This is a genomic window from Spongiivirga sp. MCCC 1A20706, assembly GCF_046524175.1.
GTDB lineage: Bacteria > Bacteroidota > Bacteroidia > Flavobacteriales > Flavobacteriaceae > Spongiivirga.
Genome location: NZ_JBEFZF010000001.1, coordinates 684,355 through 702,300, shown reverse-complemented (window position 1 = coordinate 702,300; position 17,946 = coordinate 684,355). Strand labels below are relative to the sequence as shown.

General features: G+C 35.3%; 17 protein-coding genes. 10 read left to right on the top strand and 7 right to left on the bottom strand.

The features are described 5' to 3' along the window. Positions 1-14 precede the first annotated feature (14 nt). The 5 genes from ABN763_RS03245 to ABN763_RS03225 all read left to right on the top strand — a co-directional run bounded on the left by ABN763_RS03245 (position 15) and on the right by ABN763_RS03225 (position 4,572). Positions 15-479, top strand: a complete 465-nt coding sequence (locus ABN763_RS03245; protein ID WP_410483979.1) for a MaoC family dehydratase — start codon at positions 15-17, stop codon at positions 477-479. Between the two features lie 12 nt (positions 480-491). Next, complete coding sequence (locus ABN763_RS03240; RefSeq protein WP_410483978.1) at positions 492-1,565, top strand: DUF2855 family protein; 1,074 nt, start codon at positions 492-494, stop codon at positions 1,563-1,565. 5 nt (positions 1,566-1,570) lie between these two features. Continuing rightward, positions 1,571-2,470 carry a haloalkane dehalogenase gene (locus tag ABN763_RS03235; protein ID WP_410483977.1) on the top strand — a complete coding sequence of 300 codons (900 nt, stop codon included), beginning with the start codon at positions 1,571-1,573 and terminating at the stop codon, positions 2,468-2,470. A 261-nt stretch (positions 2,471-2,731) separates the two neighbouring features. Further along, positions 2,732-4,381, top strand: coding sequence for a hypothetical protein (locus tag ABN763_RS03230; protein ID WP_410483976.1), 1,650 nt, complete (start codon positions 2,732-2,734; stop codon positions 4,379-4,381). Positions 4,382-4,389: 8 nt separating this feature from the next. After that, on the top strand, positions 4,390-4,572 hold the full coding sequence (locus tag ABN763_RS03225) for a hypothetical protein (RefSeq protein WP_410483975.1): 183 nt from the start codon (positions 4,390-4,392) through the stop codon (positions 4,570-4,572). Between the two features lie 55 nt (positions 4,573-4,627). Here the strand turns inward: ABN763_RS03225 and uvrA are convergent, their stop codons facing one another. After that, positions 4,628-7,420, bottom strand: a complete 2,793-nt coding sequence (gene uvrA / locus ABN763_RS03220) for an excinuclease ABC subunit UvrA (protein ID WP_410483974.1) — start codon at positions 7,418-7,420, stop codon at positions 4,628-4,630. Positions 7,421-7,647: 227 nt separating this feature from the next. On the opposite strand from uvrA, the gene ABN763_RS03215 reads away from it, so the two are divergent. Then, positions 7,648-8,229, top strand: a complete 582-nt coding sequence (locus ABN763_RS03215) for an RNA polymerase sigma factor (RefSeq protein ID WP_410483973.1) — start codon at positions 7,648-7,650, stop codon at positions 8,227-8,229. A 225-nt stretch (positions 8,230-8,454) separates the two neighbouring features. Here ABN763_RS03215 and ABN763_RS03210 read toward each other — a convergent pair whose 3' ends face one another. Continuing rightward, positions 8,455-9,129: an endonuclease III domain-containing protein gene (locus ABN763_RS03210; RefSeq protein ID WP_410483972.1), complete on the bottom strand. Its 675-nt coding sequence runs from the start codon at positions 9,127-9,129 to the stop codon at positions 8,455-8,457. Between the two features lie 59 nt (positions 9,130-9,188). Between ABN763_RS03210 and bcp the strand changes: the two genes are divergently transcribed. After that, positions 9,189-9,641 (top strand): thioredoxin-dependent thiol peroxidase, encoded by a 453-nt coding sequence (bcp, locus tag ABN763_RS03205; protein ID WP_410483971.1) that lies wholly within the window; start codon positions 9,189-9,191, stop codon positions 9,639-9,641. A 106-nt stretch (positions 9,642-9,747) separates the two neighbouring features. Here the strand turns inward: bcp and ABN763_RS03200 are convergent, their stop codons facing one another. After that, a complete protein-coding gene (locus tag ABN763_RS03200) occupies positions 9,748-11,199 on the bottom strand; it encodes a TonB-dependent receptor (RefSeq protein ID WP_410483970.1) in 1,452 nt (483 codons plus the stop codon). An 88-nt stretch (positions 11,200-11,287) separates the two neighbouring features. Here ABN763_RS03200 and ABN763_RS03195 point away from each other — a divergent pair, with 88 nt between their 5' ends. The 3 genes from ABN763_RS03195 (at position 11,288) to ABN763_RS03185 (ending at position 13,499) form a co-directional block, all read left to right on the top strand. Next, positions 11,288-12,049: an MBL fold metallo-hydrolase gene (locus ABN763_RS03195; protein WP_410483969.1), complete on the top strand. Its 762-nt coding sequence runs from the start codon at positions 11,288-11,290 to the stop codon at positions 12,047-12,049. Then, positions 12,050-12,541 (top strand): hydrolase, encoded by a 492-nt coding sequence (locus tag ABN763_RS03190; protein WP_410483968.1) that lies wholly within the window; start codon positions 12,050-12,052, stop codon positions 12,539-12,541. It abuts the gene before it with no gap. 160 nt (positions 12,542-12,701) lie between these two features. Next, positions 12,702-13,499, top strand: coding sequence for a type II CAAX prenyl endopeptidase Rce1 family protein (locus tag ABN763_RS03185; RefSeq protein WP_410483967.1), 798 nt, complete (start codon positions 12,702-12,704; stop codon positions 13,497-13,499). Positions 13,500-13,587: 88 nt separating this feature from the next. On the opposite strand, the gene ABN763_RS03180 is transcribed toward ABN763_RS03185, so the two are convergent. The 4 genes from ABN763_RS03180 to ABN763_RS03165 form a co-directional block, all read right to left on the bottom strand. After that, positions 13,588-13,935 carry a hypothetical protein gene (locus ABN763_RS03180; protein WP_410483966.1) on the bottom strand — a complete coding sequence of 116 codons (348 nt, stop codon included), beginning with the start codon at positions 13,933-13,935 and terminating at the stop codon, positions 13,588-13,590. Between the two features lie 68 nt (positions 13,936-14,003). After that, a complete protein-coding gene (locus ABN763_RS03175) occupies positions 14,004-14,660 on the bottom strand; it encodes an alpha/beta hydrolase (RefSeq protein ID WP_410483965.1) in 657 nt (218 codons plus the stop codon). A gap of 77 nt (positions 14,661-14,737) precedes the next feature. Further along, positions 14,738-15,994: a dihydroorotase gene (locus ABN763_RS03170; RefSeq protein WP_410483964.1), complete on the bottom strand. Its 1,257-nt coding sequence runs from the start codon at positions 15,992-15,994 to the stop codon at positions 14,738-14,740. After that, the gene (locus ABN763_RS03165; RefSeq protein WP_410483963.1) at positions 15,991-17,916 is read right to left on the bottom strand and encodes a BatA domain-containing protein; all 1,926 of its coding nucleotides are present in this window, start codon (positions 17,914-17,916) and stop codon (positions 15,991-15,993) included. Before ABN763_RS03165 ends, ABN763_RS03170 begins: the two co-directional genes overlap by 4 nt. Between the last annotated feature and the right edge of the window lie 30 nt (positions 17,917-17,946).

The following is a 17,946-nucleotide window of genomic DNA, read 5'->3' as shown; positions in this document are numbered from 1 at the left end:
TAAATGAAAACCTTATGAATAAACTTGTTTTTGCTAATATCGAAGAATTTAGAGACTATGAAGGTCAATCGCTGCCATTGGGAGATTGGATTACTGTTACCCAAGAAATGATCAATGCTTTTGCGGAAGCAACTCATGATTTTCAATGGATTCATATCGATGTAGAAAAGGCGAAACAATATTCACCGTTCAAGGCGCCAATTGCACATGGTTTTATGTCAGTTTCTTTACTGTCTAAAATGCTGGGTGATGCAATAGAAGTTAGTAGTGTCAAAATGGGAGTTAATTATGGATTGAACAAAGTTCGTTTTCCACACCCTGTTGTGGTTAACAGTAAACTTCGGTTAAATGGTAGTATTGAAAAAATAGAAACCTACGGAGAAACAGGGGTTAAAATTACCTGGAACTGTACTGTTGAAATAGAAGGAGTTGACAAGCCTGCTTGCGTCGCAGAGTTTGTATCTTTAATGTTTGAATAACAATTCCTGAAAATGAATACCAATCCAACATTTTTAGTTAATAAATCCAATCTTTTTGATAGTAAGGTTTTCCATTTAGAAAAACCAGAATTGAAAGCTCAAGAAGTTCTATTTGAAATAGAACGTTTTTCGTTTACCAGTAATAATGTTACGTATGCTGTGGTAGGAGATAAAATAGGATATTGGAATTTTTTTAGGGCAACTGAACCAAATGGAATTATTCCTTGCTGGGGATATGCAAAGGTAGTCGAGTCCAAAATCGAATCTTTGAAGATCGGAGATGAGTTTTATGGTTATTGGCCAATGAGTAGTTACTTAATAGTCAAACCGGAGAATATTAAGCCCTTCGGTTTTATTGATGGGACTACCCATAGAAAACCATTGCCACCTATTTATAACTTTTATGCAAAAAAACCAGCGTCTTTTTCTGATGTCGAAAAAGGATATTACTCCATAATAAAGCCTTTATTTACCACAGCATATTTAAACTATTCATTTTTAAAGGACGAAAAGTTCTTTGGAGCTGATCAAATACTTCTAACAAGTGCTTCCTCAAAAACTGCATTGGGTATTGCCTATATGTTGTTTTCGAATAAAGAGCAACATGGCAAGAAAATAATCGGATTGACATCTTCTAAGAATAAAGTTTTTCTTCAGGAAACAGGCTTGTACGATCAGATTTTTTCATATGATGAATTAGATAACATTCCCTCTTTAAAAACAACAATGGTAGATTTAGGTGGTAATATCGAGCTGCTTTTAAAAATCACTAACCAATTAAATGAACATCTAAGGTTCACCTCATTAATAGGTTTGGCCGATTGGAAATCGGCCGGAGATATGAAACAAGTTCCTAATTCAAAATTCTTTTTTGCACCTGATTATGCTACTAAGTTGTTCCAAAAACTAGGGCCAGATGTAGCAAATGAACAAATAAACAAAACTCAAGAGAACTTTACAGAACTAGCTCAAAACTGGATCGATCTAAAGTTTGTGCATTTTGAAGCAGGAATAAAAGATTTATATCTGAATATGCTAGATGGCAAAGTAGATCCTAGCAAAGGCTATGTTGTATTGGTAAATTAAAATCAATGGAAATCAAAAACACCCCGGATTCACATTTCGATAATCTAAGTGATTATCCTTTTAGTGCGAATTATTATGAGGTTGATAAAGACCTTAGAATGCATTATGTTGATGAAGGGAATGGTCCTGTTGTGCTATTGCTTCATGGTGAACCAAGTTGGTCGTATTTGTATCGAAAGATGATTCCAATATTAGTTGAGAATGGTTACAGATGCATCGCTCCGGATTTAATTGGCTTTGGTAAATCCAGTAAAATTGTAGGTAAGGAGCATTATTCATTTCAATCCCATTTATATTGGCTGCAAGGGCTTTTAAAGAGCTTATCACTATCAAATATTCATCTTTTTTGCCAGGATTGGGGTGGTCTTTTAGGGTTGAGAACGGTGGCAGATTTTCCTGATTGGTTTGATACGGTAATGGTGTCTAATACTTTTCTGCCAAGAACAGGTATTGAGGCAAGTCCCGCTTTTTTAAGATGGAGAGATTTTTCGCAAAATACTCCCTTTTTTGATTGTGCTGGTGTATTGCAAATGGGAACGGTAAATACAATTAAAGGAGATGTGTTGAAAGCATACAATGCACCATTTCCTGATGACAGCTATAAAGATGGCGCTAAGATATTTCCCGCTTTGGTTCCCTTTGACGATCATGATGTTGCAGGCGAAATTCCTAATTGTGACAAAGCATGGGGAATTCTAGAAAAATGGGAAAAGCCATTTCTTACTTTGTTCGGTGATTCTGATGATATCATGAAAAAAGGTGATTTGTTCTTTCAATCTAAGGTTCCAGGTGCTAAGGGACAACCGCATAAATTAGTTGAGGGCGCTGGTCATTTCATTCAAGAAGATAAAGGAGAAGAATTAGCTAGGTATCTTGTTGAATTTATTACCGGAAATAGCGAATGAATTCAATGTATAGTGTTAGTGCTATTATGTTAAAATATGAGCACTCAATGTCTCTTCGAGCTGCGCTAAGAGGTATTTGCTTAGTTTATTTTTAAAAATGTTAATCGCAATGAATACTATCTTATTGTGATTACAATTATTTTTCATGCTGCATAAATATATCCTTTAAATTAGTAACAAATTACAAATTTACAGACTGATAAAGTAGTCTATGCTATATTTACATTGACACACATGACAACCACTAATTTATAAAGACACATGATAAAACGATACTGGAAAAAAGGAACTAAGCAAAAGTTTATTACCATTCTCTTGTCACTGGTGGTCTTAATTAGCTTGTTTATTTTACGAGATGACTACCAGCCTGGATTGCTCTTTCTGCGCAAATACCTTTTTGTCATTCTCGTTGTAGGCTTCATTCTTTTTTTGGGAATTCGATCATTCAGAAAATCAGCAAGTACGGGAAAACGACTACTTATTTTAGTAGGACTGCTTGCCTTTGGAGGATTGATTTACTTAGTGGGGTGGAATATGGGGATGTATCGTTACATGCAAACGTATAATGTATTTAAAAACCTGAATCTTCAAGAAATTAAAGAACTACCCTTAACGCAGAATGAACGTATTCAACCATTAAACAACATTGTGACAATGGCGTATGAATCAATTGGAGAGACGCAGGAAGTCTCATTACCACACTTAGTCCGGGTAGATGGAACTAATCAATGGACCATGGCAGTACAACCTGCTAAGGAATATGTTTGGCAACGCATAAATGATAATACCGAAGAGATTTTTTCAGTATCAAGTACAACCCCTTCACCACGTTTTTCAAAGGACAATCGAATTGCAGTTACATTTTCTATAGGGGAATCACTGTCCTTTAGCAGAAATACATACAACGCAGTTGTACAGCGTTTTAATTTCTTTCAACTATTCAATATGGAACCCAGCGACGTTTTTTATATGAAAAACGACCAAGACAATTGGGTTCAAGTGGTTAGTTTAATTAAATGGAAGGGTTTCTTTTTTCCGTACCCGTCTTTCGGTGGGGTGATGGTGGTTGATTCGGGTGAACACGACTTTAATGATTATGTAGAGCGAATTTTAATAGGAAAGGGAACCTATATTAAGCCCGAAGAGATGTCAAAATACGAGTATCTACAGGGGCAAAACACATTAGCTGAAAAGGTTTCACAATTGCAAGCAGAATCACTCAAATTTTTAGGTGGATTTTCCGATCCGCTACCATGGAATATGGAAACTGCGGTCAAAATTCCTGTTTTGGCTGATGATCAAAATCAACAGCCCTTCGTAACTGATTTTGATTTTAATGGCATCTCAAATGAATACAGTGGTTTACATCATTGGTTTGGTCTAGAACCGGTAGGCGAAGAGCGTACTAGTTTAAGTTATAGCGTTTTTGTTCCAGCAGATGGTAGAGATAAACTGTTTTATTATGATCATGCGACAACCAAAGAAGGTCTTGCAGGAGTTTCGGCAATGCCGCTAAAAGTTATTGAATCAAAAAAGGAATTTGATTGGACGGTAAATAAACCTGTTGAGTTTAGACCTTATATAAAAGAAATCGCCGGACGAAAAAGAATGTTTATGTTAACCACAGTTGCGGCTAAACGACAGGACAATGTAAAGTTCGATGGCTCTGCAACACCAGATTTGGCATTGGTTGATGCGGAATATCGCGATGTGGTTTGGATTGACGCCAAACACCCTTCGCAATGGGAAAAAGCATTGTATGATCAATTGGGTGAAACTTGGAGAGCGTCAAGGGATTTTAAGGAGGATCCAAAAGTAATGCCAATGCCTGGTAATGAAGTTCAAGGTGATTCAATTCCTTTACAACAATTAGATAGTGTTAACCCAGGTGTTATTGACTTAACCCAATAAAATTTATAATGAATAAATCTTCAAAAACAGGATTAATTTATACCATAGTCGGTATGTTGTGCACTACGGCAGGAATGTTTTTAATGCTTGGTGAATTTCCTGGTTGGGCTTATTTATCGCCTTGTATTTTAGGATTTTTAATTGCGTCTTACGGATTGTTTATCGTGTTAAAAAGCGCACGGAAGGAATAGTATAGTTTGATCCGTTGGTTTTTAATAGGATAACCGAGGTAAAAATTCATATCAGTTATGACACTAACTTCTCTTTTAAAAAACTTGCAGTGTAAGACTCCTTATTTTTAACTAACTCTTCAGGAGTACCAAAGGCAATAAGATTACCGCCTTTTTCACCACCTTCTTGTCCTAGATCGATAATGTGATCCGCACATTTTATCAAGTCCATGTTGTGCTCTACAACGATAATACTATGACCTTTTTCGATAAGTGCGTCAAATGATTTTAGTAACTTTTTTATATCATGAAAATGAAGCCCAGTAGTCGGCTCATCAAAAATGAAAAGTGCTTTGTCTTTAGTATTCCCTTTTACTAAAAATGAAGCAAGTTTGATTCGTTGCGCTTCACCACCAGAAAGTGTCGAGGACGACTGGCCTAAAGTAACATAACCCAGCCCAACATCTTGTAGTGGTTTTAATTTATTCGTAATCTTATCCTGTTTATGTTCAGAAAAGAAGTCTATTGCATCATCAATAGTCATCGATAGCACATCATCAATATTCTTACCATTAAATTCAACTTCTAACACTTCTTTCTTAAATCGCTTTCCATTGCAAGTCTCACACGTTAAGTGAACGTCGGCCATAAACTGCATTTCAATGGTCACTTCACCTTCACCTTTACAGGTTTCACACCGACCACCATCTACATTAAAACTAAAATGCTTTGGTTTGTAGTTACGTATTTTAGAAAGTTTTTGATTGGATAGCAAGGCTCTAATATCATCATAAGCCTTGATATAGGTAACGGGATTTGATCTAGATGAACGACCAATAGGATTTTGGTCTACAAATTCAACATTTTTAATATTGCTAAAGTTACCATCAAGATTTGTAAATTGACCGGGTTTATCTCCATAACCACCAACCTGTTTCAAAATAGCAGGATACAATATCTTTTTCACCAAAGTACTTTTTCCACTACCAGAAACTCCAGTTACAGCCGTAAGGGCTCCCAATGGGAAATTAACAGTAATGTCCTTTAAATTATGCTCTCTAGCACCTTGAATTTCAATATGGTATTTGGTAGATCTTCTTTTTTTAGGGATTTCAATAGCAATTGACCCTTCTAAATACTTTGCTGTTAACGAAGAGGACTTCTTGATTTCAGAAAAGGTTCCATGCGCTACAACCTCACCGCCATGGGTCCCGGCTTCAGGACCGATATCAATAATGGTATCTGCCGCAGCCATAATATCTTCATCATGTTCTACTACTATTACGGTATTGCCAAGATCTCGAAGCGATTTTAGCACATTGATTAACCGTTCAGTGTCTTTGGGGTGTAATCCAATACTGGGCTCATCTAATATATACATTGACCCAACTAAACTGCTCCCTAGGGAGGTTGCCAAATTAATTCGTTGCGATTCTCCACCGGATAAGGTGTTAGATCGTCTATTCAATGTTAGATAGCTGAGACCAACATTTGCCAAGAACGAAATACGATTGTTTATTTCTTTTAAAAGCCGTTTTGCTACTTGTTGATCATGATCATTTAGTTCAAGGTTTTTGAAAAATTCTGCTAGATCAGCAATTGGCATTTCCACTAGGTCGGTTATTGTTGTATCTGCGATTTTTACATATTGTGATTCCTTACGAAGTCTTTTACCGTAACAGACATCACATTTAGTTTTACCACGATAGCGCGACAACATCACGCGGTTTTGTATTTTGTAACTTTTTTCTTCCAAAAACGCGAAAAATTGATGCAGTCCTTCAAAGTATTCGTTCCCTTCCCAAACAAGTTTTTTCTGCTCTTCTGTAAGTTGATAAAAGGGTTTATGAATTGGGAAGTTGAACTTGTGAGAGTTATTAACCAACTGGTCACGATACCAGCTCATGCTTTCTCCACGCCAAGGGAAAATCGCATTTTCATATACTGACAAACCGGTGTTTGGAATTACCAGATCAGCATCGATACCGATGACATCACCGTATCCTTCGCATTTAGGACAGGCCCCATAAGGATTGTTAAAACTGAACAAGTGCACATTAGGTTCTAAAAACTGCATGCCGTCAAGCTCAAACTTGTTGCTAAACTCTTTAGTCGAGTTATCTGCTAATTGTTGAATAACGCAAGTGCCTTTTCCTTCAAAAAATGCCGTCTCAATGGCATCACCTAATCGATTGTAAAAATCTTCTTCATTTCTAACAATTATACGGTCAACTACCAATGACAATTTTGAAATATCTACTTTATCAGCAGAAAACTCTTCAATTCGAGAAACTTCATTATTGAATAAAACACGCGCATAGCCTTGCTGCTGTAATACTTTCAGCTTTTCCTCAAGTTTTCTTCCTTCCTCTAATTTAATGGGTGCCAACAGTAAAAGCTTTTCGCCTTGGTCAAAGGTTTTTACAAAATCTAAAACATCTGAAGCAGTATGCTTTTTCACTGCGTTTCCGGAAATAGGAGAGTAGGTTTTACCAATACGAGCAAACAACAGTTTTAAGTAATCATAAATCTCTGTTGTAGTTCCTACGGTAGATCTTGGATTTGTTGAGTTAACTTTTTGTTCAATGGCAATGGCAGGGGCTATTCCTTTGATATAATCGACTTTTGGTTTGTTAAGTCTGCCAAGAAACTGCCTAGCATATGACGACAAACTCTCCACATAACGTCGTTGACCTTCTGCATATAAGGTATCGAATGCTAAACTAGATTTACCCGAGCCTGATAAACCGGTAATAACGACTAGTTTATTCCTGGGAATAACAACGTCTATATTTTTAAGGTTATGGAGCTTTGCTCCCTTTATTATAATGTTTTGTTTAGGGTCTACTGTCGAAATTTCTTGATGCATTTCTCAAAAAAGATAAGCTTCAAAGGTACATCATTTCATATTCGATAAAAAGTGTAGTTCATCTTAAAAAACAGAAAAAAAGCCGCTCATATTTGTATTTCTAAAAATAATGTTATTATATTTGGTTCATATCAATAAAATTTATAAGCCTATAAAGCACATTTACTTTAGCAATTAATAATTATTGGCACGCCTCAAAACGCCATCTTAACTTAAAGTAATGTGATATGGGAAAAGAAGTTCTTGATTCCACGCTAGTTTCTGATTATATCAGAGGAAATGAATTAGCAATCGAAGAGTTGATTAATAGACATCAACAGCGAGTTTTCAGTTTTATTTATTCAAAAGTTTTAGACAGAGATGTAACCGAAGATATCTTCCAAGATACCTTTATTAAGGTTATAAATACACTAAAACGTGGTAGTTACAATGAAGAAGGGAAGTTTCTTCCTTGGGTAATGCGTATTGCTCACAACCTTGTAATCGATCATTTTAGAAGAAGTAATCGTATGCCTAAATTTGAGGATAACGGTGAATTTAGCATTTTCTCTGTTTTAGGAGATGGTTCATTGAACGCTGAAAAACAGATAATTAAGAATCAGGTGGAGAATGATGTAAAGCGTTTGATTGAAGAATTACCAGATGATCAAAAAGCCGTTCTTAAAATGCGTATTTATCAAGATATGAGTTTTAAGGAAATTTCCGATAAGACAGGAGTTAGTATTAATACTGCCCTTGGTAGAATGCGTTATGCCTTAATTAACCTTAGGAAGGTAATTGAGAAGCATAACATAATTTTAACCAATTAAAATAATAAATTAGATAGTTTGGCGTTATTGGTGTATATTAATAGCACTAAATACATTTTATGCCAAACATTTACTCTAAGAATTCTTCAGAAATGAAAAACCTTAAACCGAAACGAGAAACACTAAGTTTCTTGTTAGGTTATTCGAAAGCACTGAAGGTGGTCAAGACCAAACGGATGACTTTCGATCTTATTCTGAACTGAATTTGACGTTACAAACAGCCTCTTATTTACTAAGGGGCTTTTTTTTGTTCTTTTTATAATAATCATTTAGAACTGTTTTCCTGCCTATTGTTTTAGTGATAATATCTTTTTCAAGATCCCATCCTCTTGCAGGACTGTATTCACGACCATACCAGATTATTTGTAAGTGCAGATTGTTCCATTTTTCCTTTGGAAATAATCGTTTAGCGTCCTTTTCGGTTTGAACCACATTTTTACCATTGGTAAGATTCCAGCGATACATTAAACGGTGAATATGAGTATCAACAGGAAATGCAGGTATACCAAAGGCTTGTGATAATACCACCGCTGCTGTTTTATGTCCTACCGCAGGAAGTGCCTCTAAATCTTCATAATTTTGAGGGACCTTACCATCGTGCTTGTCGATTAGAATTTGTGAAAGACCATGTATTCCCTTTGATTTCATAGGAGATAAACCCACAGGACGAATAACATCCCGAATCTCATCGACAGTGAGTTTAATCATGTCATAAGGATTATCAGCCCTTTCAAACAGTAAGGGTGTTATTTGATTCACGCGAACATCTGTACTTTGTGCAGACATTAAAACCGCAATAAGTAATGTATACGGATCTTTATGATCTAACGGAATTGGTATTTCAGGATAAATAGATTCAAGCGTATTAATTATGAATTCGACACTTTCTTTCTTGGTCATTTTTGTTTAATTTTATGTCATTATTATTAAACAATAGTTAAAGTATAAAAATAGGAAATATGAATACATTATCAGTAGGAGACAAGGTGCCAAATTTCAATTCTTTTGATCAAGACGGAAATAGCGTTTCATTGTCAGACTATGCTGGAAAGAAATTAGTTGTTTTTTTCTATCCAAGAGCAAATACGCCGACCTGTACAGTAGAAGCCTGTAATATTAGAGATCACTATAAAGATCTAACAGATGCGGGTTATGAGATTCTTGGGGTCAGCGACGATAGCCAGAAGAAACAAACTAACTTTCGTAATAAATTCGAGTTTCAGTACCCGTTGTTGGCAGATACCGATCGCAACGTTATTGAAGCCTTTGGTGTTTGGGGTCCTAAAAAATTTATGGGCCGTGAGTTTGATGGCTTACATCGCACTACTTTTGTCATTAATGAGGAAGGTGTGGTCGAAAAAGTAATCGATAAAGTGAAAGCTAAGGAGCACGCAGCTCAAATACTAGGATAAAACATCCAAAAATCTAAGTTTGAAAATCCACTGGGTGATATCCTAGTGGATTTTTTATTTTAAAAAGCGGGAAATACAGATTATTAAATAGCTACTTGATAGAAGGCTATCGCTCCACAACTTCTTGGTTAGAATAACCAAACAAGCGCTTGTTTTTGATTAAAACACCAATTCCATCTGGTAACATTTCTTCCCAACCTTCATCTTGTTCTTCTATCATTTTAAGAACCTTACGAGAGAAGATGTTCATTATACTTTCATCGGCATTTTTGATGTCGAGCACTTTTCCGTTGTGTTTGAAGAATTTATAAAGCTCCTTCATTCTAGGATGCACTTTCAGGTTTTCACTGGTAATCAGCTCACCAGGTTGTTCACTTGCCATTGGATATAAAAAGATTTTTAAATCTTTAAAGAATAGCTTACCAAAAGCCTCTAAAATACCACCACTTAAATTGCGATAATATTTTTCATCAAAAATATCCACAAAGTTGTTGACCCCCATAGCCAGACCCATACGATATTTTGTATAGCGGCTGAAATATTCGACCAACTTATAATATTCCTGGAAGTTTGAGATCATAACCGTTTGACCGAGTGAGCAGAGTAGGCGAGCACGGTCCATAAAATCCTGTTCGTCAATTTCACCCTCCGCACGTAAGTTGGATAAGGTAATTTCAAAAATAACTTCCGTTTTTGCCTCGTCAACCTTACTTTCTTGAATAAACATTTCGTATGATTTTTGGTACATATCCATGTTTACTTTGGTAACAGGTCTAAAACTACCTCGTAACGCCAGTATATTCTTTTTGTAAAGTAAACTAGCCGGCAAAATATTGTTCCCGTCGGGACCAAACATGACAGCTTCAGTAAATCCATTCTTTACTAGCTGTAAACTCATTAATCTATTGTCGACGGTCTCAAAACGTGGACCTGAAAAGTTGATGGTGTCAATTTCTAATTGATCTTTGTCTAAGTGATCATAAAGATATTTAAGCAGCTTTTTTGGACTGTTGTATTTGTAGAACGCGCCATAAATAAGATTAACACCTAACTTACCTAATGTTTCCTGCTGTAACTTCGCATCTTTCTCTTTAAAACGTATGTGAAGTACTATTTCATTATAATCTTCTTTAGAATCGACTTGATATCGAATACCAACCCAACCATGGCCCATATATTTTTTTGCGAAATCAATGGTCGCTACAGTATTAGCATAGGTAAAAAACATTTTGTCAGGATGCTTTTCTCTAACAATTCTGTTTTCGATAAGCATCGTTTCATGAGCAAGCATTTTCTTAAGACGCTTTTCAGTTACATAACGTCTATCGTCTTCGATTCCATAAATAGCATCACTAAAATCTTTATCATATGCAGACATTGCCTTTGCAATTGTTCCGGAAGCACCACCTGCTCTAAAAAAGCTCCTTACCGTTTCCTGGCCTGCACCAATCTCTGCAAAGGTGCCGTAAATATGTTCGTTTAGGTTGATTCTTAGTGCTTTATCCTTAATAGAGGGGATCATGTCTATGGACTTATCTCCCTTTAACGTAATTGCCATTTTCTAAAGAATTAGTGTGTTACAAAAATAATTATTTGTGCAACCAAAAAGAAAAAATCAACCTATTTTTGTGTTAAACAATTTCTACTTGAAAGTTACTTTTTTAGGTACAGGAACCTCTCAAGGAATTCCCATTATCGGGAGTACGCACCCCGTATGTTTAAGTGATGATTTTCGTGATAAAAGACTTCGTGTATCAGTCATGATTGAATGGGATTCATACCGTTATGTTATTGATTGTGGTCCTGATTTTCGTCAACAAATGTTGGCCAATAACGTAAGGAATATTGATGGCATCATCTTCACTCATGAACATAGTGATCATGTTGCTGGACTAGATGATATCCGACCTTTTGTTTTTATGCAAGGTGATCTTCCTATTTATGGGAACAAAAAGGTGTTGCAAGCACTTAAAAGAAGATTTGACTACGTTTTTGCAACTGAGAATCGATATCCTGGCGCACCCGCTGTGAGCGAAAATGAGATTGGAAACTACCCCTTCTTGCTAGATGGAATGACAGTGATTCCAGTTATAGTTAATCATGCTAACCTTAAAGTATTTGGCTATCGTTTTGATAATTTTGCCTATTTAACAGATGTCAAAACCGTTGATAAAAACGAAAAAGAAAAGCTACATGGCTTGGATGTTTTGGTTGTGAATGCCTTAAGAATTGAAGAACATCCATCTCATTTTAATTTAAAAGAGGCATTGGCTTTTATTGAAGAAATAAAGCCCAAGAAGGCGTATTTAACTCATATAAGTCATTTGTTAGGTTTCCATGCAGAAGTAGAACAGCAATTACCTAAAAATGTTTTTTTAGCATACGATAATCTTTCAATTACTATTTAAATGAAAAGTAAAATTTTTCTCTATCTTTTTGTATTTACAGCCTTGCTGGCACTGTTTCTATTTGTTAATGGTAACAATGCAATGAAGAGTCAGCAAAAAAAACTTTTAAATGCAGCTGAACGCTCTTATGTTTTAAAAGATTCTATTCAAAAACTACTTAACCAAAACGAGGAGTTAATCAGGTTCACTTTAAAAGGGAATACAGATGCGCAAGAGTATTTTGACGATTTATATATTGACAGTTTAGAGTTATACCTAAAAGACAAGGTCTATGAATACAATGAGGTTAAAGGAGATAATCCGCTGATTCCTTACGAAGGGATGGAAGGGGATATGAAAATCAATTCAATCAATATACTAAATCATCGGTGGATGATCGCCGAATTTAGTGACGGTAAATATTGGGGAGAAGTACTACTACGCTATTTTTATGATAATGATACTCGTAAAGTTGACATTGAGCGTATCGATGAGATACTTTTTACTTTTTAGTTCCTCTTTTCCTTTTCAAAATTGACTTAAGCTTAAACTTTATGCAGTAATTTGTTTCGTTGAACGAATTATGTTCGAATTCAACCAAAGTCTCGTGTTTTTAAAAATTATTATATGAACTTTCTTGCATAATTATCAAACAATTATCAATAGAAAATATATGAAGGATTTTATAAAGAAAAATGAGATTTGGATATTCTTGGTTCTGGCTCCTATTACACATACCCTTTTTGTTCTTATTAGAAGGGAAGGATATATTCAAGGTTTTGTATATACTCATGGCAGATTCTTTCTTCTTTTATTTCTATTAATTGGTATCGTTTTATACACCAGAGGTAGTCGAGGAGTTAAGGATATGTTCCGGCCAATGTTGCAATGGAAAATTAATCCGTTTTGGTATTTGTTTAGTCTGTTATTTGCCTTGACAATTGCAGTTTTGACCCTTGTGATAAAAACGTACTACAACGATATTGAATTACTTTCTGTGTTACAATTAGACTTTGCGGCGACATCACTTTGGGGTAGCTTTATAATATTGATATGGGCCTTTATGGGCGAGGTTGTCTGGGTAAGTTATTGTCTTCGTGAACTTGCTAAAACAGTGAATCCTTTTTTTGCAATTCTAATTGTTGGCCTGGTATGGACTTTATGGTGGATACCTGCTGTATATCTTGATGAGGGTGTTATTCCGGATTTTCCTCTATGGCCACTATTGCTAGGCATGACCGGCGCCGCCGGCATGTGTGCTGTAGTTTATAGCGAGACCAAAAGCGGAATTTGTGTTTGGATATTGCAATTTATGATGAATATGTCTCTTATTTTATTGCCAGTATCTCCGAAAATAGGTGGAATATTTACTTATAAGATTTATGCGGTACTTTATTTTACGGTCATGTTATTGTTTGTTTATTCAACAAGAACAATTCAAAAACTAAAAGTTATACCGCTGCCAAAATAAAACTAATGAGCCAGGACTAAGCTGAAATCATTAGTTTCCGAAGCTGAATAGTATTAGGCCGCTGGATAGATTACGTTATGTTTTTTGACTATTCTTGCTTGGTAAAACTAACTTTTGCTTTGGTTTTACGTTTACTATCAAAGTACACCTGATACTCTTTTTTTAGATTGATTTCTTTCGTTTCTTCTGGTTTGATAGTGATTTCTTTGATTACTTCCTTTTCTATTTGAATGCGAATGGAAAAATCATTTTCGCCAATATTTTCAACTATCACGGTACTTTTAGTATTCACAAATGGGTTTATAGCTGCATCCTGACCAGGTCCTTTTCCGGTTATTGACATACTTTGCAAAGGATCCAGCTCAATGATATCCTGACTATAGACATAGAAGCTTGTTAATAGAAGAAAGGGAAATAAGAATATTGCTTTTTTCATGACGTATTCATTTTCTATTATATACCCCGAAAATAATACGTTGGATGAGTTTAGAGGAAATGTAATTGTTACAGCCGTTTTTGTAACCAATCTCTAAATTCGTAAAAATTTTGAGGAGCCACGCCATGTCCAACAGGAAATTCAGAAAAACTATTATTTATACCGAGTTTGTTAAGAAATCCTGGAGTTCGTCTCGCCCAATCCACAGGGATTACCTGATCAACACTACCATGAGAGCAATAAAAGTCCAAATGTGTATAATTTTCTGATGCACGTTCTTTTGGAAGAATATCAACATTTACATAGCCACTTAAAGCAATTATGTTTTTTATCTTTTCTGGATAGGTCAGTGCTACGGCATAGCTTAGTATCGCCCCTTGACTAAAGCCCAATAAATTAACGTTTGTTGCCTCTACAGGGTATTTATCAATACATTCGTCAATAAATTTTGCAATTAGATCTCGAGAATTAATCGCTTGATCATCATCTGAAAATTTGCCTCCATTTGTATCAAAGTTAATAGTGTACCATGCGTTTCCAAAAGGAGGAAGGGAATACGGTGCTCGTACGGATACTATGAAGAGCTCGTCAGGTAGTTCACTAGCAAATGAAAACAAATCTTCTTCGTTACTACCGTATCCATGTAACAAAATTAATAAAGGTGCTTTTTCAATTTCACGTTTGGGCTTTCTAATTAAATGATCTAGAGAGAGTGATGTTTCCATTTAGCTTATTAACGTTATAATCCCTAAATCAAACTGATCAGGGCAATTTTTTTTAAATAGGATAAAAATGTAATGACTTATTTATTTTGAACAAGTTTATTATTGGAAACTATTCCATAAACAGTTCCTTTTAACTCATGACCAATAAAAGCGCTATTTTTTGAAGTAGAGTAGATGTTATCTTCATTAAAAATATAAGCCCCATCAGGATTAAAAAGACTTAAATTTGCAGTACTTCCTATTTCTAAAGAAGGGGTTTCGATACCAAAACGCTCTCGCCCTTTTGTTAGTAGTGTAATGGCTATGTTAAAGCCAAAGAGCATATTGAGTGCACCAAAGGCAGATTCTAATCCGATAGTTCCATTTTTAGCATGTTCAAATGCTACCTTCTTATCTTCGATATCAATAGGGTTGTGATCACTAGTTACCATATCGATCGCTCCTTCTTTGACAGCTTTAATTAAAGCTTTATTGTTGTCTTTTGTACGAAGCGGAGGGGAAACGCGCAAGTTTCCGTCAAACTCAGCTAGCAAACTGTCATCTAAGAAAAGGTTGTGAATCGCTACGCTACAACTTATATCAATCCCCTTTTTTTTGGCATTCTTGATTTGTGTTACTGCCTCTTGGGTAGATATTGTAGGAAGGTGTAATTTACCTTTGGTGTATTCGGTTAAATAAATATTTCTTCCCACCTGTATCTCTTCAGCCAAAGCTGGAATGCCTTTTAAACCTAAGTGGGTACTTGACGCTGCTTCGTTTGCAACACCGGTGCCTGCTATTTTTTCATCTTCAGAGAATACACAAACTAATGTGTTGCAGGTTTGACTATATTGGATAGCAATCTTTACTAAATTGGCATTTTCGATCGATTTTTTGTAGTCATAGAATCCGACAGCACCCGATTTCTTCATGTCATACATTTCAGCAAGATCAATCCCTTTGGCACTTTTTGTTAGACTTCCTAGCGGATGTACATTAACAGCATGATTAGCCGTGGAGGTATTGATAAAATTAATGTCGGTTGCACTATCTATTACCGGGTTCGTATTCGGGTTTAAGATGATGTCGGTAAAACCGGAAAAAGCCGCTGTTTTTAATCCGTTTTCAAGTGTTTCGCGTTCTTCATAACCTGGCTCACCAAAACTAACGCTACTATCAAACCACCCTAAAGAGACATGAAGATTATCTCTATTAAACTCTTTATAGTTATGAGAATTTTGAATCTGGGATTTAATCGAACTAATAATCCCTTTTTCAATTAAAATATCTACTTTTTTACCGTTGTATTTACTGTTTTGATCAACAATTGTAGCCGATTTTATAAGTAGATTCATTTAAAGTACTTTAAAATTATCATTTCTAACAATAAGCAGAACGCCGCAAAAATAGCAAACCATTTCCAAAGTGAGTTGACCTCATACTTATTTTGTATTTCTTGAAGTGCTTCTGTAACAGAATTAGAGACGGTGAATTGGTTTTCATCAATATCCACATATCTTAATAAACTTTCAGCACGGTCGTAATTATAACTTACATCTTGTAACGGAGTTCTCCGATTTGTTAGTTGATAAATACCAGCAACACTGGGTTGAGCCGTCGTTGTTATTGACACTTTGTTAGTAAAAACCCTTTGTAAAGGTATCATTGTTTCATTTTGTCGCTCTAAGTTTACGATTTGGTCCTGAGAAATTGTTGTGAGTACATCATAATTGTTGTTCTTGCCAATTGTATAGTATAAATCTGATAGCTGCAGGCTTTGTTTTCCCATTTTGTAAAAAATAGGAGCGATCAGCGGAGCATTTTTGAAGTTTCCATTTTCTGAATTCAGCCCAGCCGTAAATAAGTATCCTGAATTACCAAGTGTTGTTAAAAATGCATTTTTATTGTCTAACGAGAGTAGTGCATTGTTTGTACTGAGCTTATAATGCGTATTGATCGTAGGATATTGAAAATTCGTTACTTTTTTATCAAAAATACTATTCATGAAAGGGTGATCAAAAGCGATGGTTGTTAGCTTTCTTGATTGTCGATAAAAACTTTCAAACTCAATGGGTGAAATCTGCTCTAAGAAATTGTTATAGTTCGTTAGGTTTATATTAGCAGATGGAATCACTATAATTTTACCACCATCCTTAATAAACTGATTAATTGCTGTAGTTAATGAGTTCGGAATTAGATCAAGTTCGTTTAAAACTATCAAGTTTTGATCTGTTATTACGTTATAATTAAGCTGATCTAAATCGGTAGATAGTAATGTAAATTCATCTGCTGTAAAAATACGTTTCAAAAAATTATCATCAGCTTGGTTAATAGCAAGTACCTTAATTTTCATTGGCTCATTGATACTAAAAAAAAGCTCATTGTCAAACGAAATGTTAGTATCTTCTAAACTGATTTTCCCCTTTATGTTTTTGTTGTTGGGAATGCTGAATTCAGTGATTGCAGTATCATTGTTTCCAATTGAAACGGCCGTTTTGGCTAACAACTTATCCGCGTCGAATAATGAAACCGGGATGTTTTCAATTGCATCTCCTTGATTGATAACTTTAACGGCTAATGTATAAGAATTTGAACTAACACCCTTTACAAAAACAGTGTCTATTGCTAAATTATTGGTGTTTACGGGCTCCAAAAGGACAAGGCTCATAGGATTTAAGCTATCATTTGCAACATCAAAGTTCTTATCCTTTTCTTGAAAATCTGAAATTAAAATAAGATTATTATCCTTTTGAGTTGATCTATTGACGAGTGTTTTACCCTTTGAAACCACATTATTATAGTCGAGTTGCGAACTACTGAATTTTCTTGATAAAAGTTGATCTCTTATGTCTTTTATACTGACATCTCTATAAGTATCGGTATTGGTGAATAAGGTAAAGATTTCTTCTTCTGGAATGTTTCGTAATAACTCTTGAACGGCTTGGTCATATAAAGGGCCATTCGCACCTTTAGCTTGCATGCTAAAGGAATTATCTAAATAAATTACCTGATTTTTAGCGTTAGTTGTAGAAAGACTATTTGCAATAAACGGTTGAGCGAAAGCAAAAATTAACAAAGCCATCGCCAACAAACGTGTGGTGAGCACTAACCACTTTTTAAGTTGTGAGCTTTTTCGGGTTTGTGAGGTAACTTCCTTTAAAAACTGAACATTTGTAAAGGGTACTTTCTGAAACCTTCTAAGTTGAAATAGATGAACAATAATTGGGATAATCAGCAGAAAAAGTGCGTAAAGAAGGTCCGGGTTTTTAAACTGCATACAGATTAATGGTCTTAAAACAAATATAAT

What these genes read in the sequence shown, in the direction of transcription:
- ABN763_RS03245 (WP_410483979.1), top strand. Translation starts at nt 15, where the DNA reads ATGAATAAACTTGTTTTTGCTAATATCGAAGAATTTAGAGACTATGAA.
- ABN763_RS03240 (WP_410483978.1), top strand. Translation starts at nt 492, where the DNA reads ATGAATACCAATCCAACATTTTTAGTTAATAAATCCAATCTTTTTGAT.
- ABN763_RS03235 (WP_410483977.1), top strand. Translation starts at nt 1,571, where the DNA reads ATGGAAATCAAAAACACCCCGGATTCACATTTCGATAATCTAAGTGAT.
- ABN763_RS03230 (WP_410483976.1), top strand. Translation starts at nt 2,732, where the DNA reads ATGATAAAACGATACTGGAAAAAAGGAACTAAGCAAAAGTTTATTACC.
- ABN763_RS03225 (WP_410483975.1), top strand. Translation starts at nt 4,390, where the DNA reads ATGAATAAATCTTCAAAAACAGGATTAATTTATACCATAGTCGGTATG.
- uvrA (WP_410483974.1), bottom strand. Translation starts at nt 7,420, where the DNA reads ATGCATCAAGAAATTTCGACAGTAGACCCTAAACAAAACATTATAATA.
- ABN763_RS03215 (WP_410483973.1), top strand. Translation starts at nt 7,648, where the DNA reads ATGGGAAAAGAAGTTCTTGATTCCACGCTAGTTTCTGATTATATCAGA.
- ABN763_RS03210 (WP_410483972.1), bottom strand. Translation starts at nt 9,129, where the DNA reads ATGACCAAGAAAGAAAGTGTCGAATTCATAATTAATACGCTTGAATCT.
- bcp (WP_410483971.1), top strand. Translation starts at nt 9,189, where the DNA reads ATGAATACATTATCAGTAGGAGACAAGGTGCCAAATTTCAATTCTTTT.
- ABN763_RS03200 (WP_410483970.1), bottom strand. Translation starts at nt 11,199, where the DNA reads ATGGCAATTACGTTAAAGGGAGATAAGTCCATAGACATGATCCCCTCT.
- ABN763_RS03190 (WP_410483968.1), top strand. Translation starts at nt 12,050, where the DNA reads ATGAAAAGTAAAATTTTTCTCTATCTTTTTGTATTTACAGCCTTGCTG.
- ABN763_RS03185 (WP_410483967.1), top strand. Translation starts at nt 12,702, where the DNA reads ATGAAGGATTTTATAAAGAAAAATGAGATTTGGATATTCTTGGTTCTG.
- ABN763_RS03180 (WP_410483966.1), bottom strand. Translation starts at nt 13,935, where the DNA reads ATGAAAAAAGCAATATTCTTATTTCCCTTTCTTCTATTAACAAGCTTC.
- ABN763_RS03175 (WP_410483965.1), bottom strand. Translation starts at nt 14,660, where the DNA reads ATGGAAACATCACTCTCTCTAGATCATTTAATTAGAAAGCCCAAACGT.
- ABN763_RS03170 (WP_410483964.1), bottom strand. Translation starts at nt 15,994, where the DNA reads ATGAATCTACTTATAAAATCGGCTACAATTGTTGATCAAAACAGTAAA.
- ABN763_RS03165 (WP_410483963.1), bottom strand. Translation starts at nt 17,916, where the DNA reads ATGCAGTTTAAAAACCCGGACCTTCTTTACGCACTTTTTCTGCTGATT.